General features: G+C 51.6%; 22 protein-coding genes. 13 read left to right on the top strand and 9 right to left on the bottom strand.

From position 1 onward, the window contains the following. Positions 1-52: 52 nt before the first annotated feature. Positions 53-1,471 (bottom strand): mechanosensitive ion channel family protein, encoded by a 1,419-nt coding sequence (locus tag GmarT_RS20155; RefSeq protein WP_002644116.1) that lies wholly within the window; start codon positions 1,469-1,471, stop codon positions 53-55. A 270-nt stretch (positions 1,472-1,741) separates the two neighbouring features. Between GmarT_RS20155 and GmarT_RS20160 the strand changes: the two genes are divergently transcribed. Further along, complete coding sequence (locus GmarT_RS20160; RefSeq protein ID WP_002644114.1) at positions 1,742-4,129, top strand: dienelactone hydrolase family protein; 2,388 nt, start codon at positions 1,742-1,744, stop codon at positions 4,127-4,129. Positions 4,130-4,145: 16 nt separating this feature from the next. On the opposite strand, the gene GmarT_RS20165 is transcribed toward GmarT_RS20160, so the two are convergent. Genes GmarT_RS20165 through GmarT_RS20180 form a run of 4 tightly spaced genes read right to left on the bottom strand, consistent with a single transcriptional unit; the run spans position 4,146 to position 8,940 of the window. Then, entirely contained in the window at positions 4,146-5,759 is a 1,614-nt protein-coding gene (locus GmarT_RS20165) for a glycoside hydrolase family protein (RefSeq protein WP_149303166.1), read from the bottom strand. A 28-nt stretch (positions 5,760-5,787) separates the two neighbouring features. Further along, positions 5,788-7,332 carry a right-handed parallel beta-helix repeat-containing protein gene (locus tag GmarT_RS20170; protein ID WP_149303168.1) on the bottom strand — a complete coding sequence of 515 codons (1,545 nt, stop codon included), beginning with the start codon at positions 7,330-7,332 and terminating at the stop codon, positions 5,788-5,790. A 27-nt stretch (positions 7,333-7,359) separates the two neighbouring features. Further along, positions 7,360-8,208, bottom strand: coding sequence for an alpha/beta hydrolase family protein (locus GmarT_RS20175; RefSeq protein ID WP_002644111.1), 849 nt, complete (start codon positions 8,206-8,208; stop codon positions 7,360-7,362). Positions 8,209-8,244: 36 nt separating this feature from the next. Then, complete coding sequence (locus GmarT_RS20180; RefSeq protein ID WP_002644110.1) at positions 8,245-8,940, bottom strand: FadR/GntR family transcriptional regulator; 696 nt, start codon at positions 8,938-8,940, stop codon at positions 8,245-8,247. A gap of 112 nt (positions 8,941-9,052) precedes the next feature. Here GmarT_RS20180 and GmarT_RS20185 point away from each other — a divergent pair, with 112 nt between their 5' ends. Genes GmarT_RS20185 through GmarT_RS20195 form a run of 3 tightly spaced genes read left to right on the top strand, consistent with a single transcriptional unit; the run spans position 9,053 to position 12,365 of the window. Further along, positions 9,053-9,781, top strand: coding sequence for an RraA family protein (locus GmarT_RS20185; protein ID WP_002644109.1), 729 nt, complete (start codon positions 9,053-9,055; stop codon positions 9,779-9,781). Positions 9,782-9,815: 34 nt separating this feature from the next. Further along, on the top strand, positions 9,816-10,679 hold the full coding sequence (locus GmarT_RS20190) for an alpha/beta hydrolase family protein (protein WP_002644108.1): 864 nt from the start codon (positions 9,816-9,818) through the stop codon (positions 10,677-10,679). A 27-nt stretch (positions 10,680-10,706) separates the two neighbouring features. Continuing rightward, complete coding sequence (locus GmarT_RS20195) at positions 10,707-12,365, top strand: hypothetical protein (RefSeq protein ID WP_002644107.1); 1,659 nt, start codon at positions 10,707-10,709, stop codon at positions 12,363-12,365. 15 nt (positions 12,366-12,380) lie between these two features. On the opposite strand, the gene GmarT_RS20200 is transcribed toward GmarT_RS20195, so the two are convergent. Next, entirely contained in the window at positions 12,381-12,569 is a 189-nt protein-coding gene (locus GmarT_RS20200; protein WP_002644106.1) for a DUF6435 family protein, read from the bottom strand. A gap of 126 nt (positions 12,570-12,695) precedes the next feature. Beyond that, positions 12,696-14,084: a sigma-54-dependent transcriptional regulator gene (locus GmarT_RS20205; RefSeq protein WP_002644105.1), complete on the bottom strand. Its 1,389-nt coding sequence runs from the start codon at positions 14,082-14,084 to the stop codon at positions 12,696-12,698. A 74-nt stretch (positions 14,085-14,158) separates the two neighbouring features. On the opposite strand from GmarT_RS20205, the gene GmarT_RS20210 reads away from it, so the two are divergent. The 5 genes from GmarT_RS20210 to GmarT_RS20230 are packed head-to-tail and all read left to right on the top strand — an operon-like array spanning position 14,159 to position 17,892. Next, positions 14,159-14,506, top strand: a complete 348-nt coding sequence (locus tag GmarT_RS20210; protein ID WP_044236166.1) for a hypothetical protein — start codon at positions 14,159-14,161, stop codon at positions 14,504-14,506. After that, complete coding sequence (locus GmarT_RS20215) at positions 14,503-15,606, top strand: NAD-dependent epimerase/dehydratase family protein (protein WP_002644103.1); 1,104 nt, start codon at positions 14,503-14,505, stop codon at positions 15,604-15,606. The genes GmarT_RS20210 and GmarT_RS20215 overlap by 4 nt, the downstream gene beginning before the upstream one ends. Continuing rightward, positions 15,603-16,268 carry a vitamin K epoxide reductase family protein gene (locus tag GmarT_RS20220; protein ID WP_002644102.1) on the top strand — a complete coding sequence of 222 codons (666 nt, stop codon included), beginning with the start codon at positions 15,603-15,605 and terminating at the stop codon, positions 16,266-16,268. The genes GmarT_RS20215 and GmarT_RS20220 overlap by 4 nt, the downstream gene beginning before the upstream one ends. Continuing rightward, entirely contained in the window at positions 16,268-16,618 is a 351-nt protein-coding gene (locus GmarT_RS20225) for an SPW repeat domain-containing protein (RefSeq protein ID WP_002644101.1), read from the top strand. Before GmarT_RS20220 ends, GmarT_RS20225 begins: the two co-directional genes overlap by 1 nt. 38 nt (positions 16,619-16,656) lie before the next feature. Further along, a complete protein-coding gene (locus GmarT_RS20230) occupies positions 16,657-17,892 on the top strand; it encodes a Glu/Leu/Phe/Val family dehydrogenase (RefSeq protein ID WP_002644100.1) in 1,236 nt (411 codons plus the stop codon). Between the two features lie 62 nt (positions 17,893-17,954). On the opposite strand, the gene GmarT_RS20235 is transcribed toward GmarT_RS20230, so the two are convergent. Next, on the bottom strand, positions 17,955-19,025 hold the full coding sequence (locus tag GmarT_RS20235; RefSeq protein WP_044236292.1) for a sodium:calcium antiporter: 1,071 nt from the start codon (positions 19,023-19,025) through the stop codon (positions 17,955-17,957). A 403-nt stretch (positions 19,026-19,428) separates the two neighbouring features. On the opposite strand from GmarT_RS20235, the gene GmarT_RS20240 reads away from it, so the two are divergent. Beyond that, entirely contained in the window at positions 19,429-19,764 is a 336-nt protein-coding gene (locus GmarT_RS20240) for a rhodanese-like domain-containing protein (protein WP_002644098.1), read from the top strand. Between the two features lie 149 nt (positions 19,765-19,913). Next, complete coding sequence (locus tag GmarT_RS20245) at positions 19,914-20,429, top strand: pyridoxamine 5'-phosphate oxidase family protein (protein ID WP_002644097.1); 516 nt, start codon at positions 19,914-19,916, stop codon at positions 20,427-20,429. A gap of 122 nt (positions 20,430-20,551) precedes the next feature. Here the strand turns inward: GmarT_RS20245 and GmarT_RS20250 are convergent, their stop codons facing one another. Continuing rightward, positions 20,552-21,031, bottom strand: coding sequence for a hypothetical protein (locus GmarT_RS20250; RefSeq protein WP_002644096.1), 480 nt, complete (start codon positions 21,029-21,031; stop codon positions 20,552-20,554). A 289-nt stretch (positions 21,032-21,320) separates the two neighbouring features. Here GmarT_RS20250 and GmarT_RS20255 point away from each other — a divergent pair, with 289 nt between their 5' ends. Both GmarT_RS20255 and GmarT_RS20260 read left to right on the top strand, forming a co-directional pair. After that, complete coding sequence (locus tag GmarT_RS20255) at positions 21,321-21,740, top strand: Hsp20/alpha crystallin family protein (protein ID WP_002644095.1); 420 nt, start codon at positions 21,321-21,323, stop codon at positions 21,738-21,740. Positions 21,741-21,766: 26 nt separating this feature from the next. Continuing rightward, positions 21,767-24,244 carry a Lon protease family protein gene (locus tag GmarT_RS20260; protein WP_002644094.1) on the top strand — a complete coding sequence of 826 codons (2,478 nt, stop codon included), beginning with the start codon at positions 21,767-21,769 and terminating at the stop codon, positions 24,242-24,244. Positions 24,245-24,549: the final 305 nt, after the last annotated feature.

Genomic DNA, 24,549 nt, shown 5'->3' on the forward strand with positions numbered 1-24,549 from the left:
TCCTGGAGACACGACAATAAAACTGGACACAGTCGAGCCTCTCAGTATCTGCTCATGTAGATAGTAGATCCGTCGAATCTTCTTCAGGATCGCGTGACTGCTGGCTTTGTCGCTCCAGCTCATTATATTCACTTGCCAGGCTGCCTTCCGCATCGGTCACGGTCTCCTCATCTTGAATCTCAACCGGTGAGCGGGATGGTTGTTGAACCGGTTGCTGAGAGGGAGCCTGTTTTGCGGCTGCTGCTTCCTCTGCGGACACCATTGTCACAGGCACTCCCTGGGGAAAGATCACTTCTCGTGCGTCGTCCGGCATGGAGAATCCCCGCTCTTCAAACTTCGTCTTCACCAGTCGCATCATCGAGGAATTGACTTTCAAGACACTGAATTTGTGACCGTCGATCCAGTAATACAGACGCAGATTGACAGTCGAAGACCCCAGTCCCTCGACCAGCACCGTCGGTTCGGGATCGTCCAGAACAGCCGGATGCGATTCCAATATTTCTTTAGCGATCGATTGCGCTTCGTTAATGGGAACGTCGTAGCCCACCCCCACCATAAAATCGAGCCGCACTTTGGGGTTCGAGGTAAAATTCAGAATCTTACTTTTATAGATAATTGAGTTCGGGATCTGAATATGATTGCCGTCCAGCGACATCAGCAGGGTTCCACGCGTATTCACACGTTGTACATACCCCTGAATCCCTTCCACTTCAATCAGGTCACCATAGCGAAACGGGTTCTGCATGCTGATCAGAATGCTGGCAAGGAAATTCTCCGCAATATCCCGAAACGCGATCCCGACAATCAGGCCGAATAAACCCGTTCCCCCCAGTACCGTTGCTGCCAGCCGCGTCAGACCGGCAATCTGCAGCACCAGGTAAATTCCCAGCAGAAAGACCAGCAGTAACAACCCTTTGCGAACCACGCCACGCAGCAGTTTATTTTGAAACCGGCTGAGAATCGTGTAATCGGCAACATGGCCTGAAATATACATCGCAAGAAACGTAAACAACAGCACCAGCAGCGCCGCCAGGATGATGGGAATGGACTGTACCGTCTTACGCATGATGGATTTGACCGTACTATACGAGGCACTCAAATCAAACAGGTCCGGCTGCCTGATTTCAATCCGGTTGACGACAGCGACCACATCCTGTGTATTCCGGGAAAGATCGCCGGCCCATTGGCGGTATTTCTCATCATTGGTGGAACCAGTTAGAAAGGCGACTCCCTCATCGACTTCGACAAGCGGGTCTTCAAACCACTCGGTGGCTTTGAGAATCCGAGTCAACCGGGTTGAGATTTCAGAGTCAGCGACTTCGGGCGTCACATTGACCGCTTTCGGAGCTGGCAGCGACTCCGCCGGCGGTGGATTGACAGGCTCTTCAGGCGTTTTTTCTTGCGCAACACAGACGAGAGAACAGACTCCAGTAACCAGTAGAAAAACCAGCACCCTGCTTGCTGTCATCATTCATTAACTCCCGCTTCCGAAACATGCATTACAAAAAAGAGTTTTCACTTCAATCTCAAAAGATTATGCCACAGTGCGACCAGGTAAGACAAAGCATATACCAGACCAGATCGTTTCTATCTGATGATAAGCAGCAGATTTTCATTCTGCCTGATCTTACAAATCAGAAAAAAACAGATGAATTGATTGCCCCTGCAGCAGTGACAGGGGTATCATCAACCAATACGGATCCTCACGAGACACGGAACTGAATCCAGCCAGGGAATCTCCATGAAAATCATAAGCATACTTCGATTGACCACTCTTGTCACCTTCGCCTCGCTTGCAGTCAGCCTGTTGACACTTTTCCTCTCTCAGTCAATTGCAGGTGAAAAAACAGAAACACCTCCCTGGGCCGTATTGCAGCCAGCCCCCGATCCCCGACCTCTGCCTCATACAAAACCACTCATCTTTCCAGGCGATCTGAGCGAAAAAATGATTGCCGGCATCGATAAGTTTCTGCTCAAACAGATCGCGCAGGCAGCGAATGAACGACCTGAGCTGTGGAACCGGGATCTCTCTTCTCCGGAAGCCTATACCAAATCGATCGCCGACAAACAGTCGGAACTTTCCGCGATGCTCGGCATGACTGATCCGCTGATTACCGGACGCATCTCTTATATTGGCGATTCTTCCGACCAGCCATCGGACGAATTCACTCTGTACGAAGTCAGTTGGCCGACACTGGATGACATGCAGGGTACAGGCCTGCTGCTGGTCCCCAAAGGAAAGATTCGTGGCGACATCGTTGCGATCCCCGAAGCCGAGCAGATCCCTGAAGACCTGGTCTATGCGAAAAATCCGGCTGATGCCTATGCGCGGCAACTGGTACGTTCCGGTTTTCGCGTGTTGATTCCCACGCTGATCAATCGGGAAACCAATCAATGGAAGATGAGCAACCGCGAATGGGCGCACCGGCCTTCTTTCGAACTGGGTCGCACACTGGCCGGTTATGAAACTCAGAAAGTCATGGCGGGCGTGAGTATTCTCAAACAGACCAGTGGTGATGAGAAACGCCCTGTCGGAGTCATCGGCTGGGGTGAAGGGGGACGGCTGGCATTATATGCGGCAGCCCTGGATCCGCGGATCGATGCCGCGGCTGTCTGCGGTTATTTCAGTTCGCGACAGTTTCTCTGGGAAGAACCTGCTGACCGGAATGTCTTCGGCCTGCTCAATGTATTCGGTGATGCGGAAATCGCCAGCCTCGTCGCTCCGCGGACTTTGATCATCGAATCGGGCAAATATCCCGAATACGGTTTTCGCACAACAGCCTGGGGCGAACTCGAAGCCAAGCAGGATGGTTATCCCCCCCTGAAAGGCAAGCCGGGACGGTTACTGGTCCCCGATAAAGACGAAGTCAAAACCGAAGTCGCCCGCGCCCGGGAATTCACCGCTGCGTTGAAACCACAGGCACCCACTCTGACACTCGTGGATTCGCAGGTCCCCGTCTCTCAGGAAACACTGACAGCTTTGATTCAGAGCCTGGACGCTGATGCCAGACTGGCAGCGGTCTCCAAACCACTTGAACTCAAATCACGCGCACAGGCAAACAAACGACACGACGATCAGCTGGCAGAAATCCTCAGGCATAATCAGCGTCTGCTGCAGTTGGCCTACGAAAGCCGCATCGAATTCATGAAGGACCTTAAAACCGATTCGCTGGAAAACTTTGAAAAATCTGTGGAACCCTATCGGAAGATCTTTCGCGATGACGTGATCGGTGCTTTTGACCTGGAACTGCTGCCCGATAATGCCCGCAGCCGAAAATTCCAGGTCGGTCCAAAGACGATCAGCTACGAAGTCGAAATGGATGTCTTCCCCGACGTCACCGCCTATGGCATTCTGACCTTACCCAAAGACATGAAGTTGGATGGATCAGAACAGCGGCCTGTCGTCGTCTGCCAGCATGGACTGGAAGGACGTCCCCAGCATACGGTCGGAGAAGAAGGATACCGCGCTTATAAATCGTTCGCCACGCATCTGGCAGAACGGGGTTTCATCACCTTCGCTCCTCAGAACCCGTATGTGCTGTTCGATCGCTTTCGCACACTGCAGTTCAAATCCCAGTCCATCGGCCGAACCCTGTTTTCCATCGCAGTCCCCCAGCATCAGCAGATCACCGACTGGCTTTCGACACTGCCGTTTGTCGATGAAAAACGAATCGGCTTCTACGGAATTTCTTATGGCGGAAAATCAGCCATGCGAATTCCTCCGCTGGTCAAGAACTATGCCCTGTCGATCTGCTCAGCTGACTTCGGTGAATGGGTCTGGAAGAACGCCGCCACCGACCAGCGCTCGCTGCGTTACAGTTATGCCAACAAAGGGGAATACGAAATCTTCGAATGGAACCTGGGCAGTACCTTCAACTACGCCGAGATGGCCGCCCTTATCTGCCCGCGTCCCTTCATGGTCGAACGCGGACACTTTGATGGCGTCGAACCTGATGACCGCGTCGCACAGGAATATGCCAAGGTACGATTTCTCTACCAGGCTCAACTGGGCATCGGCGATCGTCAGGAACTCGAATTCATCAAAGGCCCGCATGCCATTCACGAACAGGGTTCGTATGACTTCTTACACAAGCACCTCAACTGGCCCGCCCCCAAAGAGTCGGACTGAGACTTCACGGACAGCATTACTTGCCTGCATACAATGCATAAAACTTTGTCTCTGTGGAATGGGGAAATGTAACCCGTGCTGCCAGTTTTTTGCCGGCCGGTAACGGATTGTTTCCAGACCAGATAATCGGCGTACGGGTTCCCGGTTGCGTGATGCGGGCAGCATCTTTACCGGAGTAACCGGGCAGAGGTTTGTCGAATTCATCGACCAGCTCCACTTTTAAGGGATTCTCTGTTGAGACCCCTTCCACATTCACAAACAGTTGGAGTTCTCCCCTGATTTCAAAGGGAGCCGTCACGAAGTGTGCTAAGCTGTCTTCGACCCTGGGTGAGAGATAACCAAAACCGTCCCGTCTGAGTGTTGCCAGTCCGATCTCCATACTCTTGAGTTTTCCACCGGTATCCCAGTGGGAATACCACATCAATGTTTTATCACCCCGATTCACAAATGCATGCCCCTGCAGCAGCGCGATATCATCCCACTCACCCTGCTTACCTCGGTCAATGACACTATGATCGGGTACAGGCTCCCGGAAGTGAATGCCATCATCGCTGACGACCAGTCCCAGATCAATTGTCACTCCTTTGTTCCAATGTTCGCCTTTTGGTGGTTTCTTCGGTGCATCCTGCCACATGCCGTACAGACCGACCAGCACATTCCCCCGATTCCAGATTCCTGCCCCCATGTGTGTCTGCTGACCGGGAATGGGTTTCGCGGTCAACTGGCCCGGCCGTGCGAACGAAAGCGCTTTCGCGCGGGACCAGTGATCGAAATCGGAAGATCGGTAAGCCAGCATCACCCGACCGACATCAGACCCGTCCATCCGCCAGGTCCAGGGCGAAAGCAGCTGACCATTGGCATAATAAAAGTTTCCGAACTGATACAGGCTGGAGACTTCGAATCGTTCGCCTCCGGCATTCATGGGACGGTCACCAACAACATCCCACGTTAAGCCATCGGCACTGGTCGCGGCGACGAAAGCCCCCCAGCGACTTTCGTTCGGCCCGATTTTACTCCGCCCGCCACGCACCTCGGCAAACGGGGGATGTGCTATATAGACACATTTAAAACGGCGCTTCGGGTCAGGGTCATTGGCATCATACATCACACTGAGAAAATCATTCACCTTGACCAGCGCGGGGACTTCTGACTTGATCAGACAGATATTGTTCTGTTTATTTCCATTGAATTCCACCAGATTGAGTTTCGGTTTCGTCCAGTGAATCCCGTCATCACTCTCGGCATAACACATGGGCCGCCACCAGCCGGGCGCCTGGCCACTTTTGATCGCGGTCTCGAACATCCCCAGGTACCACATGCGAAATTTCCCGTCCATGTACATCACACTGCCGTATAGAATCGCATGTCCGTGATCGGGGGCGCCTTCCGGTCCACGACGCAGCACGGGATTCGCCGGATGTTTCTCCGCCGTCACTGGTGTCAGCTGCAGATTGTTTCGCCAGGGAATCGCGTGGTCATCGAATGGGAAGAAGACCGCTTCGTCCACTTCCGGACCGCGGTCCACTGAAACCGTCTGGGCGGACAGCCCGGCAGATACTCCCAAGAGTAATACAATTGACAGACAGGCTGTCATGCATCGTTTTAAAGTAGAGAATGGTGAGGCAGGCATCGTTTCTCTTTCGTTTTATTCAGGTTCATCAGGGAAGGAGAGTTCGTACACGTTGAGTTTCAAGTTCATTTTCTGGGATGGTAGACTGTTTCAGTTTTGCCAGATCAGCACCGAATCCGGTCTCAGCAGTGACACTGCTGATCCACTTTGATTGCTGTTCCTGTCCGGTCAGCCGTTGAAACTGATTAAACTGTGCGGGAGTAAAAAAAGTTTTATCAACTCGCAGGCTCTGCAGTTCATAGCAGTTTCGGTCAGCCGTCCATTTGACATCTTTCCAAATCAGCAGTTCTGGCTTTAATGGTTCTTCTGTATTATTCTCTGCCGCCAGATAGTCGTACGCCGCGTGTGAAGCAGGCTGAACAGCCGCACTGACAATCAGCGAATCAAACAGACTCACCTCACCGCCGGTTGCCTGAAAGTTCAGTCCCATCAGCGTCACATGGCTGGCGTCCAATCTAGAGTTGCGGGAGACACGCACTTCGTTTTTACCGGCCACCCGGCGGATGAAGACATTCTTCATGGTCAGCGAACAGGGTTGATCCGGATCATCGCGGCCCACCAGTGTCAGTGTTCGTACCGCCGAAGAAAGTATGACCGAATTGGTCAGCGTATAGCGGCCCGTATCCAGAAAAAACAGATCGAAGCCCAGACAGTCGCGGATAAAGACCCGGTTGTAACTGGTTCGGCTGGCTCCGGTGTCACAGATCCCTGTCGAGTTCCCAATCGACACAAAACCATCGACGCGGTATTCGGCTGTTTCGTGGGCACTGATCCCGTCATCACCACATTCAATCGCGCGGATATTTTCAAACAGCACATTTTCACAATGTCCGTGAATATTAAATCCGTCGTTATAGGGATGAGTGCAGGTCAGATTGCGAATCACCAGATGCGCGTTGTGATTCTTTCCCGAACCACCAAACTGCACGCCGGCGGATCGTACCGGGATACGAAGATTCTGCTCACTCAGCTGGGCTCCCGACGAGAGTTTTAAATAAAAGGCACCGGTGACCTGAGAACTCTTTTCTGCCGGTTCTGTCTGCCCGGCTGGTGCTGTCTGTTTCACAAACGTCCATTCCCCCGGCTGCAGATCTTCAGGCTTTTTGAAATCTTTGCTGGGTCCTTTCGATGTGCGGCCCATGTGTACCATCTTACCGTTCCAGAGAAAAAACCAGCGCTGTAAAATTGCATCGCTCAATGCAGGCATCAGATTCTCACAGCGATACAGGTCCGGCTTGACTTCTGCCCACAGTGTCACATCGATCGGATCGGAACCTTCCAGGGTCGCACCATGTCCGTCGAGGGTGATCGGCTTCTCCGGTGTTCCCTGCTTGCCATAAAAGCCCGCGTACTCATGATAAACTGTAGGCAGCAGATGAATCGTGTCACCAGGTTCCGCAATGCGAATTGCCTGCCGAATTGTTTTGAGCGGTCCTTCACTCGCTGCGTCATTCCCCTTGTCCGGGTCGACATGAATGTCGCGGGCAGCGGCAGTGCTACTGACCAGCAGAACCAGGACTGCTGACAGGTAACGGGAGCCAGCTCCATTCAGATTTAGGAAGTATCTTCGCATGAAAAACGCTCTTGTGAAAAGATTCATTTATTTCGCTGGCGGGTTATCAGGCGTACCCACTCGTTTCAGAAACCAGTTCGCCGCCAGATCAGTAGAGCCCGCAGGAACCGTGTGCCCTTTTGGCTCTGCAATCACATGCAAATCGACCTGGCTCTGCCCCCCTTTCTCCAGTCCGGCCTTGGTAATACTGCGGGCCAGATCAACGCATTCGTCTGTTCCGACGCGCACATCACGATCGCCAATGACAATCCAGACGGGCCGCCCCGCAAGTTTTTCCGAATTTCGAATCATACTCAACGACTGCACCATTTCATTTTTGGAACGCGATTTGAATTCGTTTAAGACGGTCAGGTCTGTCACCGGTGCAAACGCGGCAACTCCTTTCACCCGGGGATCGTGGGCTGCAAACTGCAACGCCAGGTAACCGCCCCGCGATGTTCCACACACACCGACATAGTCCGGATTGGTCTGACCGCCGGCAATCAGTTCATCAAGTACCTGACTGAGCCGACGGTTATTATCGGCAACGAAGTCATCCCCCTGCTCACAACGATAAGCCCAGCCACTTAACCCCGTAGGCTCGGGAGGTCGATGCTGTTTGCCGTGACAGGGAATATCGACCGAGACCAGCAGGTAACCGGCATCCGCCAGCTGGTTGCCACACTGTCGAAAATAGGGACTGCCCAGCGTACTCTCCATTGTCCCCGCCAGGATGAAGAATGTCGGCTTAGGCTGGTCCGGCAACGGTCCCCAGGTTGCGAATTCCGTTCCTGCTTTCGTTTTATGAAGTTCGACAGCGGGTTCAGCTGCCGACAGCGTTGCCGTCTGCATTACGAAACCCAGAGCCAGTAACAGTCTCTTCGAGCACGTTTTCATAAAATTATTCCTCAGGCATAATCTGCAGGATTATTTTCAAGTAGTCTTGTTCTGATTCAGCCAGTTACGCGACTGCATCTGCATCATCGTACGGGCCCGGTTGGAATCGCGATCCCGAATCGCGACTGCCAGCTCCTGGTGTTCCCAGATCATTCGTTCGCCCGTGGTTTCATCGGACTGATATTCCTGATAGACCGATTGAAAGAAATTGACCAGCACCCGCTGCATGCCGGCAATCAATTTGGATGACGTCATCTGCAAGAGTAGCGAGTGAAAGGTAATGTCCAGTTCTGCAATCCGTTCCGCCTGATCACTGCGAATCGCGGCTGCCAGTTCACCTGCCAGTTCACAGAGCTGCTGGCATTGCTCATCACTGCCATTACGAATCGCCAGATCTACGGCTCCCATTTCGACTACATACCGCAGCATCGATAACTCGGAAACATCCTGTTCCGAATCAAACAGAGAAGGCAGTCCCAGTTGCAGCAGCCGCAGTGGATCGGGACGGCGTACAATCAGGCCGATGCGTTTGCGACCTTCCAGCAGGCCAATAGCCGTCAGTCGGCTGACTGCTTCCCGGGCGACAGTTCGAGAAACCTGATACTCTTCTGCCAGATCGGATTCGGTCATGAAAAACGCCCCGTCTGCGAGTCGTTCGGACTGAATTCGCTCCCGAATCCGTTCTGCCAGATCGTCAGACTGGGTAATCTGGTAATTGATTTCGGCAGACATATATACTATTTATTTTCTACTAAAGACTGTTTTTTTGATTTACAACTGACTTTTTTATGATTAAATAGTATCTATTCTGATTTCAATGTCAAATCAATTTTTGAGAACAATCATGCTTGCCCTCCCCGATCTGGCAGAATTACGACGTTATGATACCCCGACAGTCTGCAACGCAATTGAACTGTTCGAGATCCGATCTCGAGCTGTGGGATATATGAATCGGGAAATCGCCGCCTGCTTCCCGGAACTGCCGCCAATGGTCGGTTATGCGGCGACGACCACCTTTCGTTCGTCTGCTCCAGTGGACAGTTCGATCGACCCCGGCATCCCGGCGCGACTCATTAGTTCCTTCGCAGAGTTACCTGGTCCCGCGGTGGTGGTCTTCCAGGATCTGGACGATCAGCCGGCTGGCGCGACGTTCGGCGACGGGATGTGCCTGACCTATAAAACTTTTGGCGCGGTCGGCCTGATCACCTCCGGCGCCGCCCGAGATATTGATAATGTCCGCGCCCTCGAATTCCCCTGTTTCAGCAATGGTATTATGAGCGGACACGGGTACTGCCACTTCGAAGCGACCGGCGTCCCTGTCGAAGTGGGTGGACTCACCATTCATCCCGGCGATTTACTGCACGGCGACTGTAATGGCGTGGTCATCATTCCACCTGAAGTCGCTGCGGCTGTTCCTTATGCCTGCGAACAGTATCTCAAACATGAAGCGATCGTGCTTGATCCCCTGCGGGAAGGGTCGGCAGATCTCGACCGTCATCAGCGGGCTATCCAGGAGATGCTCGCCCGTCTCAACGAACTGAAAGTGGAATTGAAAGCGATGATCCAGTCCTGAATACGACAACCAAATCTCTCGAACGAGTTTCAGCATGAATCCATATTTCGTTATTCCCGTTTGGTTTCGAATTGCAACAACCACAGCAATTCTGATCGGATTCTGTTCTTCCGCACTCTTCACTGCTGAAACGGATGAGACTTTCACTGAAAAGATCACGCGGCATCAGTACTCAGATCCACAAACGGGCAAAATCACTCCTTATCTGCTGTACCACCCAGTTAAGAAATCAGACTCACAACCGACTTCGCTGTTAATCTATCTGCACGGTGCCGGGGGATCACTCAAGAGCTATAATTATTCACGCAAACCTTATCAGAAATTGCGCAAAGAACTCTCCCGCCGCGGATTTTACGTGGTCGTCCCCGAACTGGGAAAACTGCACTTCATGAATGCAGCCGCGAAACAGGCGCTGGATGGCGTGACCGCACAGGTCCTTACCGCACAGAAGATTTCTCAGCGCCGCGTACACATTATGGGCACCAGTATGGGGGGCGGCTCGTCTCTCGCTTACACCCTGCATCGCCCTGATCTGATCCGTTCCGTTTGCGCCGTGATGCCGATGACAGATTTCGCTGACTGGATTAGAGAGAATCCCCGCTATGCCAAGCCAGTTTCTGCCGCGTATGGTGGCTCGCCTCAACAGGTTCCCGACGCATATCACGTGAGCTCAGCAATTCAGAATGTCGATACATTTCAGAAAATCCCCGTGATGCTGATCCATGGACTCAAAGACCGCACCGTGCTGCCCCGCCACAGTCAGAAACTGGCTGAACGCTTAACAGAAAAGCAGTTTCAATGTGAGCTGATCATACTGGATGACCTCGCGCACTCGGATGAAGTCATGCGCAGCGTGCAGATCCAGGCTGCCGACTTTTTCGAAAAGGCAATGCAATAATCCTCTTGTAATACAGGACACCCCTCGATGTTGAAAATCGCACGACTTTGTTTCCAACTGAGCCTGTTCCTCGTCTGTCCGCTGATTACCGTCTCCGTCTCACACGCAGCCGAACCGGGTTCCAGTGAGAAAACACTGTTACTCGTAGATGATCATCACGTATTATATCGCGCGGGGACCAGGCGCGTTTTTCATCATGCGAATGCATATGCAGAAAATCCGGTCGTACGGGAAGATCAGCCGTGGGAACTGGCCATCGCCTGGTCTTCGATTTATCGTAATCCCCAGACGGGTCTCTACCAGTTGTGGTACCAGGCGTATGCCGGTGAACGCGACCCGCGCAAAACGCATCGCTGCGTGGTCTGCTATGCCGAATCGGAAGATGGCATCCACTTTACCAAGCCGATGTTGAAACTGCACGATTTCAAAACCGACCGCAAACCCTGGGAGGGATCTTTTCCGGAAACCAATATCATACTGCTGGCATCGGGAGGCTATGGAGACCGGTACTGCAATTCAGTTCTGTACGAACCGGGTGAAACAGATCCTGCTCGACGGTATAAGATGCTGTATTACGATTTCTCTCCCGATGAAAATCAGCAGGAATGGCCCGGATGGCATGCCGCCTTTTCTCCCGATGGTATCCACTGGACAAAATCGTCACGCAATCCGCTCAACCAGACCGCCTATGGCGGACGCACACTACAACCCCTCTTCACTGAAGAAGATCCGTATAAGGAACAGTGGGACAAACGTAAAAACTTCATGCGCAAACAGTGGCTGCTGCCGCTGTCGATGTCCGATGCGGTCGACGTGTTTTATGATCCGAAACAGAAAGAGTACGCCGTCTACGGAAAATGCTGGTTGAACGGACCGGATGGAGGACTGGCCTGGAAACACGCGATGGCCCGTTCCAGCAGCAAGGATTTTCTCTCCTGGTCGGCCCCCGAAATTGTCTGTTCGCCCGATGACGAAGATGCTGCCAACACGGAATTTCATAACTCGCCGGTTTTCTTTTATAACGATTGTTATTTCTGCCTGAATCAGATTCTGCGCGCCCGCGGCGAAGCAGTCGGAGCGAAAGCGGATTTAATGCATATCGAACTGATGATCAGCCGCGACGGCATCCACTGGGACCGTCCCTGTCGCGAACTCTCGTTCATTCCACAACAGCCATTTTCGAGCGGAGGCATTTTCACGAATGCCACGCCTGTATTCCTGCAGGATTCAATTCGCTTTTATTTTGGAGGCTATACCAGTGGTGCGATTGGGGGAGGATCGAAACTGACCGATGCCAGCCAGCAGAGTGGTGTGGGACTGGCAACGCTGCCTCTGGACCGCTTTGCGGGAATTCGCCCCGTGGAACTGAGCGCTCAGTCCACCTTAAAAAAACCGCTGAAAAATATAGGACAGGTCACACTCAAGCCACTGGACCTGAAAGACATTCAGGAGATCACCGTAAATGCGGACGCAACGAAGGGCAAAATCCAGGTGGAACTGTTAACAGCCGCCGGCTTCCGGGTTCCCGGCTTTTCGAAAACAGACGCAAAGCCTTTAACCGGTGATTCCCTGACGCATCCCGTTGGCTGGAAAAAGCAGACCTTGAAGGATCTGCCTGCTGGCAAATATATGCTGCGACTGCATCTGGATCACGCCGAGGTGTTTGCAGTGACCTTAAAAAATTAAACAGATCCTGCTGTTTTATTTGCCTGCTTCCGAGGTCGATGCAGGTAAACTGTCGATTTGCTGCAGAATTCCTTCCGCTTCCGACATCAGTTGCGCATAGCCCTGAATGTTTCCATTACGCTGGGCATCCCGGGCCTGTTCCAGCTTCTGCGCATATTGAGTTTCCAGTTTTTTCCGCGGATCACGACGCAACCAGCCAAACATAATCAGGCTTTCGATTGAAATGGGAGTAAAGAAATCTGAGCCATTGTTCTGATTTATAGATGATACAGCAATTTTGACAACCGCAGTATTTCTCGACTCGCTTTCTAATCATTCAATGTGACTCGATCAAGAGCTGCCATTTCGTGCGAAGGAGTTGGCTTGTTCCCGGATTCCCCAAGCTTTGAGCTTTCTCTGCAGGGTTCTGACAGACATACCAAGAGATTTTGCGGAATGTGTGCGGTTGCCATGATTTCGGCTCAAAGTCTGCTGAATCGCCGTACGTTCCAGTTCTTCCAGACGGATGCCTTCAGGAATGACGATTCCATCATGGACTCCCTCTCCATTCCGCAACATGTCAGGTAGATCATCCAGTGTCAACCGGCCAGATTTTGAGAGAACCACCATGCTTTCCAGACAGTTGCGCAGCTGCCTCACATTTCCCGGCCAGGTATGATTTACCAGGTATTGATGCAGTTCCGCAGACAACTCCGGTCTTTCCCGCTGAATCTGTTGACAGATCTGGTTCATAAAGCTGTCTACCAGTAGTGCAATATCTTCGTTCCGCTCACGCAGGGGAGGCAGCTTCAAGTTGATCACATTCAAACGGTAATACAGGTCTTCCCGGAATCGTCCTTTTTCAACCAGCTTTTCCAGATGGTGGCTGGTTGCAGCGACCACTCGTACGTTGACATGTCGATCCTGGTTACTGCCGATCGGCGTGATCGTGTGATTTTCCAGAACCCGCAACAGCTTGGCCTGCGATTCCAATTTAAAATCACCGATCTCATCGATAAACAGAGTACCATGATGGGCTGCTTCAAAACGTCCCCGACGGGATTCAGTCGCGCCGGTAAACGAACCTTTCGTATGACCGAACAATTCGCTCTCGACCAGGTGTTCCGGAACGGCGGCCATATTCACGGTCACAAACGGTTCTGCTGCCCGCGGGCTGTTACGATGAATGGCCTCGGCAATCAGTTCTTTTCCTGTGCCTGATTCACCTGTTATTAACACGGTGCTGTCTGTCTGCGCCACACGTCGGGCATCCTCAAATATTTCCTGCATCGCCCCGGATTGGCCCACTATGTTTTCAAAACCACGTTGCGAAGGTCTGTGCTGGGAGGCACTCACAGCAGGCGCAGCATTCCGGGTGGAACGCATACAGGTAATAACGGATTGGATCAGTTTCTGGGAATTTACCGGCTTACGAAGATAATCAGCCGCCCCCTGCTTCATCGCTGCGACTGCGGTATCGATATTGTCCGAACTCGACACCAGAATACAGGGTGTTTCCGGTTTATGATTTTTCCAGTATCGTAGCTGTTGCAGAGCATCCTGATCGCCCTGATCGAGATCAATCAGAACCAGGTCCACACTCTGTTCGATCTGGTGAACAGCCAGTTGTTCCTGACTGACTGTAATGGAATGAAAATTATGCTGGGTTAAAAAATCAGATAGAACAGCTCGCCCTGGTGTTGTATTTTCTATGATTAGAATTGTCTGTTGTTTCAACATGCTCCGCTCCCCCATGAAAGTTTGATAATAGTGGGTTGAACGTTTTGCAAAGCATGTGCCATTTCGAAAAGCTAATGATTTCAGCACTTTCGACGAATCTACTGTGGCAGTTTTACGACCACTCTGAACGCTCACAGATCACCCCATACGACAAACTGTCGGATATTCTGTCACTGCGTTACCCCATTGCACAAAAAATCATAAATACGCCAGCGGAGCATCGTCTCGTCTCCTCTGCTGAGGATCACTTTCCATTACCTGTGCGGGTTCATATCAAACCTGACCCATGTGATGCTAAGGCATTGCTGATCACTGCAGCTGCAGCAGGTTTTCAGATCAAAAATACATGGTTGGCATTCCAGTTGCGTAACTTTCCTGTGATCTTGCTTTATTCACCTCAATTGAAAGAGAGCAAAACATGAATCAATCAATACAAAAAAAACCTGTGCTATTAATCACTGGTGCCGAAGGTCTGATCGGTTCTCGACTGGTTAATACGTTTTCTGAAGAATATGATGTCGTCGCTTTCGACCTGGAACCTCTACCGGCTGAACAACATCAGGCGGACTGGATTCCCTGCGATCTGACAGACGATGCCGCCGTCTCCCGCGCACTGGAAAATCTGAAACAGAGACACGGTGATCGCATTGCCAGTGTCATTCACCTGGCTGCCTACTATGACTTTTCTGGTGAACCGAGCCCCCTCTACGAGGATCTGACAGTGGAAGGGACCAGGCGATTACTCCACGGACTTCAGAACTTTACAGTCCAGCAGTTTGTATTTTCCAGTTCACTGCTGGTACAGGCTTCTTCTGAAAAGGGTCAGCCGATCAATGAGACGTCTCCCCTCAATGCCGAGTGGGACTATCCAAAGTCCAAACTGGCTGCGGAAGAAGTCATCCAGAAAGAAGCAAAGGGAATTCCTACCGTCATTCTGCGTCTGGCGGGCGTGTATGATGAAGACTGTCACTCCATCCCCATCTCTCAACAGATCGCCCGTGTCTATGAAAAACAGCTGGAAAGTTATTTCTTCCCGGGTGATCTGAGCTGCGGACAGTCATTCCTGCACCTGGATGATCTGGTTGCCTGCTTCCAGGCAGTCGTGGAAAAGAGAATCAATCTGCCTCTGCATAGCCTGTTCATCATCGGCGAAGAGGATCTGATGAGTTACGAAGAACTGCAGGATAAACTGGGACTGTATCTGCATGGGGACCAGTGGCCCGCGATTCGGATTCCGAAGATGGCCGCCAAAGCGGGTGCCTGGGTTAAGGATCAGATCTCGAATGAGGAAGATGCCCCGTTCATTAAGCCGTGGATGATTGATCTGGCGGATCAGAACTATCCGGTCTGCATCCAGCATGCCCGTGAATTTCTGGAATGGGAGCCAAAACACCAGTTACGCAATTCCCTCCCGGAAATGACCGAACGACTCAAGTCAGATCCGGAACGCTGGTACCAGATTAACGGCTTACCCGTTCCGGAAGAACTCAATCAGGAAGATTCAGCGGGGACTCGGAAATGAGCCAGCTCACGCTCAAAGGTTTTCCGGCGGAGCAGGCAGACCTGAATGTCGCCGTTGCCCCGTTTGATTATAACCCGTCAGCCTGGTCGCAACGGATTCCGATTTGTATTCTCGCCATCATTGCATTTGTCATGGCGACACACATGGCGTTGTTTCAATGGCATTTGATTGATGCCCCCTGGGATCCTGTCTTTGGAGAACAGACACGACTTGTTCTGGAATCCGATGTGGCGTTAAGAATGCATCGCTGGTTCGGCATCCCCGATGCAGCACTGGGTGCGTTAGCTTACCTCGGTGATGCCATCTTTGGCCTGGCCGGATCGACGCGTCGCTGGCAGTATCGCCCCTGGCTGGTCATCCTGTTTGGGATTGATGTGATTCCGCTGGGAGTGGTCAGCGCCATCCTGGTCATCTGCCAGGGAACCATCGTAGGACAATGGTGCTTCCTCTGTCTGCTGACAGCGTTGATTTCGCTGATCCTGGTGGTCATGGCCTATGATGAAGTATTTGCTTCTCTCAAGCTGCTGTATCGGGTCTGGAAAAGAACACACGACAAACGACTGGTCTGGTCCGTTTTGTGGGGCAAGCCCTCTGAGATCGCCGACGAGATCGCCAGTGAAATGGTAACCGCTGCTTTGAAAACAGCAAAAAGGAGCACCTGATGTGGTCGCGCGTTGTGGAAATCATGCTGGGTTGCTGGCTGGCGATCAGTCCGTTTGTTTTCGGACATGCTGAGTCACAAACCATGCTCTGGTTTATGGACTGGCTCTGCGCATTGTTGATCATTTCGTTTGCGCTGCTTTCTTACTGGCAGCCTTTGCGACACATCCATCTGGCAACCGCTTTTCTGGCGATTTTGATGATCTGTTACGGGCGTTTTGCCAGTCCCGAACAGGTGATTCCGGCACTGCAGAACTACATTCTGACCGGGCTGTTGCTGCTGATGTTCGCACTGATTCCTAATTATGCCAGCCAGCCGCCACAAGTATGGTATCGCGAGTCGCACAACTGAGTTCATTCGATTCGAGGAAAAAGAAGGACGAAACTAAAATGGAATCAGCTATCAGCCCGTTTCTACACCAGGCCCTGGACCGCCTGGGAGTCAGTGATGAAATGCGGCACCTGATGATCACCCCTTATCGCGAGGTCAAATTTGGACTGCCCCTGGTCTGTCATGAAGGAGGCTTGAAACTCTACACCGGTTTTCGCGTACAGCATAATCACAGTCGCGGACCTTTTAAGGGGGGACTGCGATTTCACCCGGATGTCGACCTGGCTCACTTTCGAGATCTGGCTTCTGTGATGACCTGGAAGTGTGCGCTGGTTGATATTCCCTTCGGCGGTGCCAAAGGAGGAATCAATTGCAACCCTCATGAGTTGAACAGTTCTGAGCTGGAAGTTCTTACCAAACGGTTTGTGGATCGATTAGATGAAATGCTGGGGCCAGATCGGGATATCCCTGCCCCTGATATGGGAACCAGTCCCCGGGAAATGGCCTGGATCATGGAAGCCCATTCTAAGGATCATGGTTACGAGCCAGGAATTGTCACCGGAAAACCAATCCAGTTGGGAGGCTCCCCCGGTCGACTGGCAGCAACCGGACGGGGAGTCGCGTTGGTGACCTGCTGGGCCTGTGAAAAGCTGGGGATCGAAGTGCAGGGCGCTCGTATCGCCATTCAGGGTTTTGGCAATGTAGGCAGCCATGCTGCGAAATTTCTACATGACTTCGGTGCAAAAGTGGTCGCCATCAGTAATCGACAAAGTGGCTTCTACCAGGGTCACGGACTGGATATCCCCGGTATCATCAAATCGAGAAATGAATCTGACGACGATCTTACACTACAGCAGATCGACTTCTCTGCCGAAGAAATTTCTAACGAAGAACTCCTCGCCCTGGACGTTGATATTCTGATTCCCGCTGCTGTCGAAGCAACCATCCATCAGGACAATGTCGATCAACTTCGCACTCGATTGATAGTAGAAGCAGCCAATCTCCCCGTCACGGCTGAAGCCGACGCCACCCTGCAGGAACGAGGCATCCCTGTCATTCCGGATCTGCTGGCGAATGCGGGGGGAGTGATCGTCTCTTATCTGGAGTGGGTTCAGAATCGACAGCGCTACAGTTGGAAAGAAAGCGAAGTGAATAACAAACTGGAATCAACGTTGCACAATGCCTGGAAACAGTTGACTGAATCAGCGGAGTCCACGGGCAGCAGCAGACGGGAAGCGGCCTACACGATCGGCACGCGACGCGTTAAAGAAGCGATTGAACTGCGCGGATTTTGATGACCAGCTCAAACGGACATGGAGTCGCTACAAGATAGCGAGATAGTGTCTGAACGAATCGCTCAGAGTGATAACGAGTAATACAAACCCATTCCCCCAAAGTAAAACAACAGCACCAGGGCTGAATCATATCCCATTCCCAGAATCGTGCGATCGCGGCGTTCCAGAATCCCCCAGAGATAAATACTGGTCAGTACGATCCCGAGCGCAGCCAGGAAACTGGCAGAGGGATCCATGGCATCGATAAGAGAACCATCACGATAGGCAATATCCGCTGGCAGGAAGAGTACCACTTCCAGCACATTCGTTCCCAGAATATTTGCAACCGCCATACTGTAGGCGCCAAAGCGAATGGCAGACCAGGTCGTACTCACTTCAGGCAGACTCGTCGCTAATGCCACCAGTGTGGCTCCAATCAGGCTCTGTCCCAGCCCCGTCTGCTCTGACAACACTTCTCCGGTTCGCGCCACCAGATAGCCTGAAAACAGAACTCCACACGCTGACAGAGAAAACCAGAGAACCAGGGCACCCGTCGATACCGACTGGTATTCTGCCTGATGTGCGTCTTTGAGATCCCGATTGGACTCCGGGGGTTCTTCCAGTTCCCCCGCTGGTTTCCAGCGGGGATCCCCTTCATACCGATGAAATGACCAGAGCCCGAAGCCATAGATCACAACCAGCATCATCGACCACAGCCCGACCCCTGCCAGTGTGATTAATTCTCCTGTCATCAGAATCATGATGACCAGGCTCAGCATCAGGATCAGAAAAACCCCCTGCAGCAACAACGCTGCTTTAGGCGAAAAAAAAGTCAACGGTCGGTTTCGCAGACAGACGATATCCATACCGGCGAGCACCGCGATCTGCAAAGCGACTCCCCCCAGCAGGTTGTTGCCCGCCAACTCAGCTGCGCCGGATGCACTGGCGGAAATGGTCGTTGCCAGTTCCGGCAGACTGGTCGCTCCCCCCAGCAGCAGTGCACCTGCAAACGCTTGACCAATTCCGGTTCGATCGGCAATCAGATCCACGTAGAGACTCAATTTTGACCCCGCGTACCAGACACCCGCCGCAAACAGGGTAAAGAGTAACAGATTCAGCCAGATCGAATTTTGTGAGAGATCAAGTAATGACATGATGTGGACAGCAATCATTTTATAATATGGTGAGAGAACCTCGATTCAGTTTAAATGAGAACAACAGCATCCTGCTCTGCTTTATATATACTTTAGGAGAGAAGTAGCCCGCCTTGAAGTCAGTCAGAATGTCCTGCCTCAGCGTCAAACTGTCATGCTCTGTGTGAGAATATCTATCGCGTTTCCGTTCAACATCTCAGATTCCAAATGCCCTTCGAAACAAACCCCCACCCAGTCCAGGATCCGTGGGCTGCACAGATCAGGTTTAGAATTGCATCACACGACACAAACTTTTTTCCCCGCCCCTGAATCTCATTGGAATGCCCTCTGTTGGAATGCCTTTTGCAATCTCTGATTCATGTACCCGATTTGTAATGGAATTATTTCAAGAAGGAGATGAATCATGCATCAAATAACAACCACCGAGTTACGTGGAAAAATGCAACGCAATGAAAAAGGCATTTTGGTAAACACATTACCACAGGAATCGTTTCAGAAAGAACATATCCCGAATTCGATTAATATCCCCCAGGAACAAGACGATTTTGTTTCGCAAGTTGAACAGGCAGCGGGCAGTAAAGATCAGACCGTGGTCGTGTATTGCGCGAATGAACATTGTAATTCCTCCACGCAGGCTGCTCAGAAGCTGGAAGCAGCTGGATTCACGCATGTATTTGACTATGAAGGTGGAGCAGAGTCATGGCGTGAAGCGGGCGAGCAGCTTGTCGCGGGTGTATAGCTTAAATCAATCACTGATCTCAATTCAGTATGAATCAGGGACTGGAGAGAATTTATGATTCAAGTGGTTGAGCTGACCTTTGCAGGCGGATGAAATATTTCCGTCTTCAGCCGGTCAGTTTCTTACCTCCAGAAAGGCAAGGTAGCAGAATGGACCAGAAAGTAAGTGATTCAGGAGAGCGGCAGAAATCGATCGAGGCGCTGCGTGAGATGATTCGTGATATCCATATTGCGATGCTGACGACCCGGTCGGAGGACGGTGGCTTAAGGAGCCGCCCTATGATTACGGCAAAACATGAGTTTGAAGGACAGCTCTGGTTCTTTACGCACGCAGACGATCCGAAAGTCAGCGAAATCGTAAAGCAAAGCGCAGTCAATCTGGCGTATGCAGATGCGGAGCGAGATCGTTATATCTCGATCACCGGTCAGGCAGAGCTGGTGCGCGACAGTCAGAAAATTGAGTTACTCTGGACAGAGGAGCTGGAGCAGTGGTTTCCCCAGGGCTTTGCAGATCCCAACCTGGCACTGATCTGCGTCAATGTCTCTGAAGCGGAGTATTGGGATGCCAACCAGAGCCAGCTCAGGGGCCTCTTCCAGGAACTCTTTTTTGAAACAGAGCAGGAACTCAAACATGATAAACTGAAGTGGGACGAGGCTGCATTATAACAGACTCTGCCTGGCTGCAGAAAAGCTGTAGTCTCGCGTTTTCCTGAATCCAAAGCAAAACCCCGCTGGCTTCAATTGATTTGAAATCCAGCGGGGTTTTGTGATTGATGACATCTAAAACATCATGCTCTTTTACGGGATCTGTTTTCTACCAGTTCCGAATCCTGCTGCTTCTTGCTTTGTTGTGCAATCACAGCCTGCTCATATTCCTGCAGTTGTTGAAACAGTTCATGCACCCGCGGTGCCGATGATGCCTGAGACAGTGTTTCATACAGGTTAATCAAAGCCTGGCGAAAACGAACATTCAGATCGATCAGATCATCGAGTGTCATATCGCGTTTAATCTCGATCGCATCAATCTGTCTGCGAACTTCCTCGTCAGGAAAATATTGCAACCAGGTATCGAGCACACCTTCCGCGACTCGTTTCTCATAACCGGATAGAGCCGCCTCCCAATGTAATTCATGCTGCCGCAACTGGTGTGATAACCATTCTACAGAGTCGGAATCTGCTTCCTGCGAGACGCGATCCAAAGCCTGGCGCATCTGTTTGTGAAAAGACTCCACAAGCTCCAGAATGTCCTGTACTTTATGATAAGCCATTGGTTTTCCTCCTTTTGTATAGAGATACTGCATTAAACTGCAAGTCATGTGCCACAACCCCAAAATGCAGTAAGTGACTGTTCTGAGCTTGAACATGTGACAATTCAACCTGAAACTGATTGAATAACATCCGCCCTGCTCGTTCATCTCTCAACGGCATATCGAATTCTGTGATACCTGACCGACGGCAGAGCAGGCTTTTTCTGGACGCCTTCCTGAAATCAGGGTAAACTGAAAGAACAAGACGTCGTTTCCTTTATTCTTATTAAATATTCCTGCAGGAGCCCCGATGTCGCAATTACCGTGGAAACCGATACGCCTGCGAAATCTCGAACAGCAGATTGATCAGGCATTTGATGAACTCATTCATGGTCAGTGGGGGTTATGTCCCCCCAGCGGAAACTGGCAACCCGAAATTGATATTTTCGAAACGCCCGATTTTTACCTGGTGGAAGCCGATGTCCCTGGCGTTGATCCGGATGAGATCCATGTCACAGTGGAGGAGCATTCTCTGACTATTTCCGGCTGGCGACGATCCGGCTGCGTGGAGAAATCGGCCCAGGGAATCTGCATCGAACGTCGGCAGGGAAGCTTTCTTCGCCGTATCCCCCTCGAACAGCCTGTCGACCCCTATCATGTCAAACGGGAAAATCAGGCCGGCATCCTGCGTTTGCAAATCCCCAAACAGAAACTCAGCCCCCCTGTTTAACCGTTGAACTGACTGATGAGAACTTTATGACCGAACAGACGGAATACCGTGAGCTGACCTCTAAAGAAGTAACTTTAAAACTGGATCCGAAATCGTTCGGTTTTAAATCCACGCAGGAACTGGAGCCACTGACAGAAATTGTCGCACAGCCTCGCGTTGTCAGAGCGCTGGAACTGGGCACTGGTATCAGGCATCCGAATTATCATATCTATCTTTCCGGGCTGATCGGCACCGGTCGGAATGAACTCATCACTCATGCGCTCCGCGAACGGATTCTGGATGATTCCATTCCGGATGACTGGATCTATGTCAATAATTTTGAAGAGCCCGATTGCCCGCTGGCCATCAGTCTGCCCGCCGGTCAGGGAATTCAGTTCCGCTCGGAAATGGAAGCACTGATCGAGCAATTGCAGGAATCTCTGCCGAAGGCGTTCAAAGAAGAAGACTTTGGGAAAGAAAAAGAGAAACTGCGGCAGATCTACCGCAAGCGTGGCGAAGAAGTGTTCGACAAACTTCAGAAACTGGCCGGTCAGCATGAATTGACCGTGCAGCAGATGCCCAATGGCGAGATCCTGTTTATTCCGCTTAAAGATAATCGTCCGATGACACAACAGGAAATCGAGCAACTGTCACCGGAAGAAATGCAGGAACTGGAAAGCCACCAGGACGAACTCGTAGGCATGGCAGGGCGCGTCCTGCAGGAACAGCGGGAAATTCAGCGTCAGCTCTCCGGTGATGTCAGGGAAGTCGCCCGCCGTTTCGCCGTCCAGATTGTTGAACCACTGATCAATGAAATTCAGCAGAAGTTCACAATCCCCAGGCTCAAAGACTGGCTCTCGCATTTCAAAACCCATGTGATCAATCATTTGAATCTGTTCCGTGATCTATCGGATATGCCCCCGCAGGCCGCAACGATGCTCGCAGGTGAAGGTGGAATCGATCCCGAACAGCGATTTCTGGACTATCGCGTGAATGTCGTGGTCGACAACAGCCATTTAAAAGAACCCCCGATCATTGTGGAAGATGCACCCAACTATCGCAATCTGTTTGGGACGATTGAACGGGTTGTCGATCGGGCCGGACGGGTCATAACCAATTTTTCACGCATTAAAGCGGGCAGCCTGCTGAAAGCCAACGGGGGCTATCTGATTCTCAACCTGATGGATGCGTTGATCGAGCCGTTCGTCTGGAAAGAACTGAAACGGACCCTCAAAAATCAGTCACTGGAAATTCAGGTCCAGGACCAGTTTTCCATGTTTACCCTCTCGGCACTGCAGCCGGAATCAATTCCTCTCAAAGTCCGTCTGGTCGCGTTCGGAGAACCTTTGATCTATCACCTGTTGTATCTGCATGATGAAGATTTTCGCGAAATCTTCCGCGTGAAAGCAGACTTCGATGACGAGCAGGATCGGGATCAGGAGACCGGGCTGATTTATGGGCGCCTGATACGCCAGTTGTCGGAGCAAGAGGGGCTGCTGCCCTTCAATGCAGCCGCGGTCGCAGAACTGATTCGCGTTGGATCACGACTGGCCAGTCATCAGAATAAAGTCACCTCCATCTTCAGTCATATCGGAGACGTCGCCCGCGAAGCCAGCTTCTGGGCCAGCAGAGAAAAAAAGAAAGTGGTCCAACCAGATTACGTACGCCAGGCCATACAGGAACGCATCTTTCGTTCCGACATGGTCGCCGAAAAAATACGAGGCCTGATCGCAGACGGCACACTGCTGATCCAGCTGGAAGGAACCCGGATCGGCCAGATTAACGGGCTGGCAGTTGCTGATCTGGGTGACTATACCTTCGGACGCCCTTCCCGACTGACTGCCAGTGTAGGTGTTGGCACGGCGGGAATTATCAATATCGAACGAGAAAGCCGCATGAGTGGCAGCACCTACGACAAAGCCATGCTGATTCTGGAGGGGCTGTTACGCAATTTATACGCGGGCGAACAGCCGTTGACGCTCTCTGCCAGCATCGCCATGGAACAGAGCTATGGCGGCATTGATGGTGACAGCGCCTCCGTCGCGGAATTGCTCTGCCTGCTCAGCGCCCTTGCCGAAGTGCCGCTGCGTCAGGATATTGCTGTTACAGGATCAATCAATCAATTTGGAGAAGTTCAGGCCATCGGTGGTGTGAATGAAAAAATAGAAGGCTTTTACGATGTCTGTCACGCTTATGGCTTAACGGGCACACAAGGCGTCTGTATCCCTGACGCCAATGTTCAGAACCTCGTGCTGCGCGACGACGTCGTACAGGCAATTCAGCAGGGAACGTTTCATGTCTGGGCCGTTTCAACTCTTAACCAGGCCATTGAACTGTTTACCGGAATTCCCGCGGGAGACGGTTCTGAGAAAAACAGTTTTCACAGGCAGGTGCTGGATCGGCTTACCGAAATCACTGAACTCCTGCTGGAACAGAAAATGACGGATACAGGACGTCTGCTCTGGATTCCCGGCACCCCACTCGATCTCCCCTCAGATCCACGCCCTCCTTTGCCAGGTCAGTAACCGCTGCCGCTGTAATGCATCGGAATTTTCTCAGTACAAACTCACTCGATCAAGGCGTCCCCTTCCAGTAAACCATGCAGGGATTGATTATTTCCTGAGCAGCCTCACTCGTGAAAACTGTCCTGCTCTCCCATCGAATCATTTGCATCCTATTTTTAACAAAGCAATTACCGTCATGCCTTAAGCCTTTTATATAGATAATCTTATAACTTTGAGAGTGCTTTGTTTGCAGAAGAGTCTCGTATCAGTTTGACCTGTCATTCCGTCTGATATCTGCCATAACTATATATTTTAACTTTATTTCC

Origin of the sequence: Gimesia maris, assembly GCF_008298035.1 — a bacterium.
Classification (GTDB): Bacteria; Planctomycetota; Planctomycetia; order Planctomycetales; family Planctomycetaceae; genus Gimesia; species Gimesia maris.

What these genes read in the sequence shown, in the direction of transcription:
- GmarT_RS20155 (WP_002644116.1), bottom strand. Translation starts at nt 1,471, where the DNA reads ATGATGACAGCAAGCAGGGTGCTGGTTTTTCTACTGGTTACTGGAGTC.
- GmarT_RS20160 (WP_002644114.1), top strand. Translation starts at nt 1,742, where the DNA reads ATGAAAATCATAAGCATACTTCGATTGACCACTCTTGTCACCTTCGCC.
- GmarT_RS20165 (WP_149303166.1), bottom strand. Translation starts at nt 5,759, where the DNA reads ATGCCTGCCTCACCATTCTCTACTTTAAAACGATGCATGACAGCCTGT.
- GmarT_RS20170 (WP_149303168.1), bottom strand. Translation starts at nt 7,332, where the DNA reads ATGCGAAGATACTTCCTAAATCTGAATGGAGCTGGCTCCCGTTACCTG.
- GmarT_RS20175 (WP_002644111.1), bottom strand. Translation starts at nt 8,208, where the DNA reads ATGAAAACGTGCTCGAAGAGACTGTTACTGGCTCTGGGTTTCGTAATG.
- GmarT_RS20180 (WP_002644110.1), bottom strand. Translation starts at nt 8,940, where the DNA reads ATGTCTGCCGAAATCAATTACCAGATTACCCAGTCTGACGATCTGGCA.
- GmarT_RS20185 (WP_002644109.1), top strand. Translation starts at nt 9,053, where the DNA reads ATGCTTGCCCTCCCCGATCTGGCAGAATTACGACGTTATGATACCCCG.
- GmarT_RS20190 (WP_002644108.1), top strand. Translation starts at nt 9,816, where the DNA reads ATGAATCCATATTTCGTTATTCCCGTTTGGTTTCGAATTGCAACAACC.
- GmarT_RS20195 (WP_002644107.1), top strand. Translation starts at nt 10,707, where the DNA reads ATGTTGAAAATCGCACGACTTTGTTTCCAACTGAGCCTGTTCCTCGTC.
- GmarT_RS20200 (WP_002644106.1), bottom strand. Translation starts at nt 12,569, where the DNA reads ATGTTTGGCTGGTTGCGTCGTGATCCGCGGAAAAAACTGGAAACTCAA.
- GmarT_RS20205 (WP_002644105.1), bottom strand. Translation starts at nt 14,084, where the DNA reads ATGTTGAAACAACAGACAATTCTAATCATAGAAAATACAACACCAGGG.
- GmarT_RS20210 (WP_044236166.1), top strand. Translation starts at nt 14,159, where the DNA reads ATGATTTCAGCACTTTCGACGAATCTACTGTGGCAGTTTTACGACCAC.
- GmarT_RS20215 (WP_002644103.1), top strand. Translation starts at nt 14,503, where the DNA reads ATGAATCAATCAATACAAAAAAAACCTGTGCTATTAATCACTGGTGCC.
- GmarT_RS20220 (WP_002644102.1), top strand. Translation starts at nt 15,603, where the DNA reads ATGAGCCAGCTCACGCTCAAAGGTTTTCCGGCGGAGCAGGCAGACCTG.
- GmarT_RS20225 (WP_002644101.1), top strand. Translation starts at nt 16,268, where the DNA reads ATGTGGTCGCGCGTTGTGGAAATCATGCTGGGTTGCTGGCTGGCGATC.
- GmarT_RS20230 (WP_002644100.1), top strand. Translation starts at nt 16,657, where the DNA reads ATGGAATCAGCTATCAGCCCGTTTCTACACCAGGCCCTGGACCGCCTG.
- GmarT_RS20235 (WP_044236292.1), bottom strand. Translation starts at nt 19,025, where the DNA reads ATGTCATTACTTGATCTCTCACAAAATTCGATCTGGCTGAATCTGTTA.
- GmarT_RS20240 (WP_002644098.1), top strand. Translation starts at nt 19,429, where the DNA reads ATGCATCAAATAACAACCACCGAGTTACGTGGAAAAATGCAACGCAAT.
- GmarT_RS20245 (WP_002644097.1), top strand. Translation starts at nt 19,914, where the DNA reads ATGGACCAGAAAGTAAGTGATTCAGGAGAGCGGCAGAAATCGATCGAG.
- GmarT_RS20250 (WP_002644096.1), bottom strand. Translation starts at nt 21,031, where the DNA reads ATGGCTTATCATAAAGTACAGGACATTCTGGAGCTTGTGGAGTCTTTT.
- GmarT_RS20255 (WP_002644095.1), top strand. Translation starts at nt 21,321, where the DNA reads ATGTCGCAATTACCGTGGAAACCGATACGCCTGCGAAATCTCGAACAG.
- GmarT_RS20260 (WP_002644094.1), top strand. Translation starts at nt 21,767, where the DNA reads ATGACCGAACAGACGGAATACCGTGAGCTGACCTCTAAAGAAGTAACT.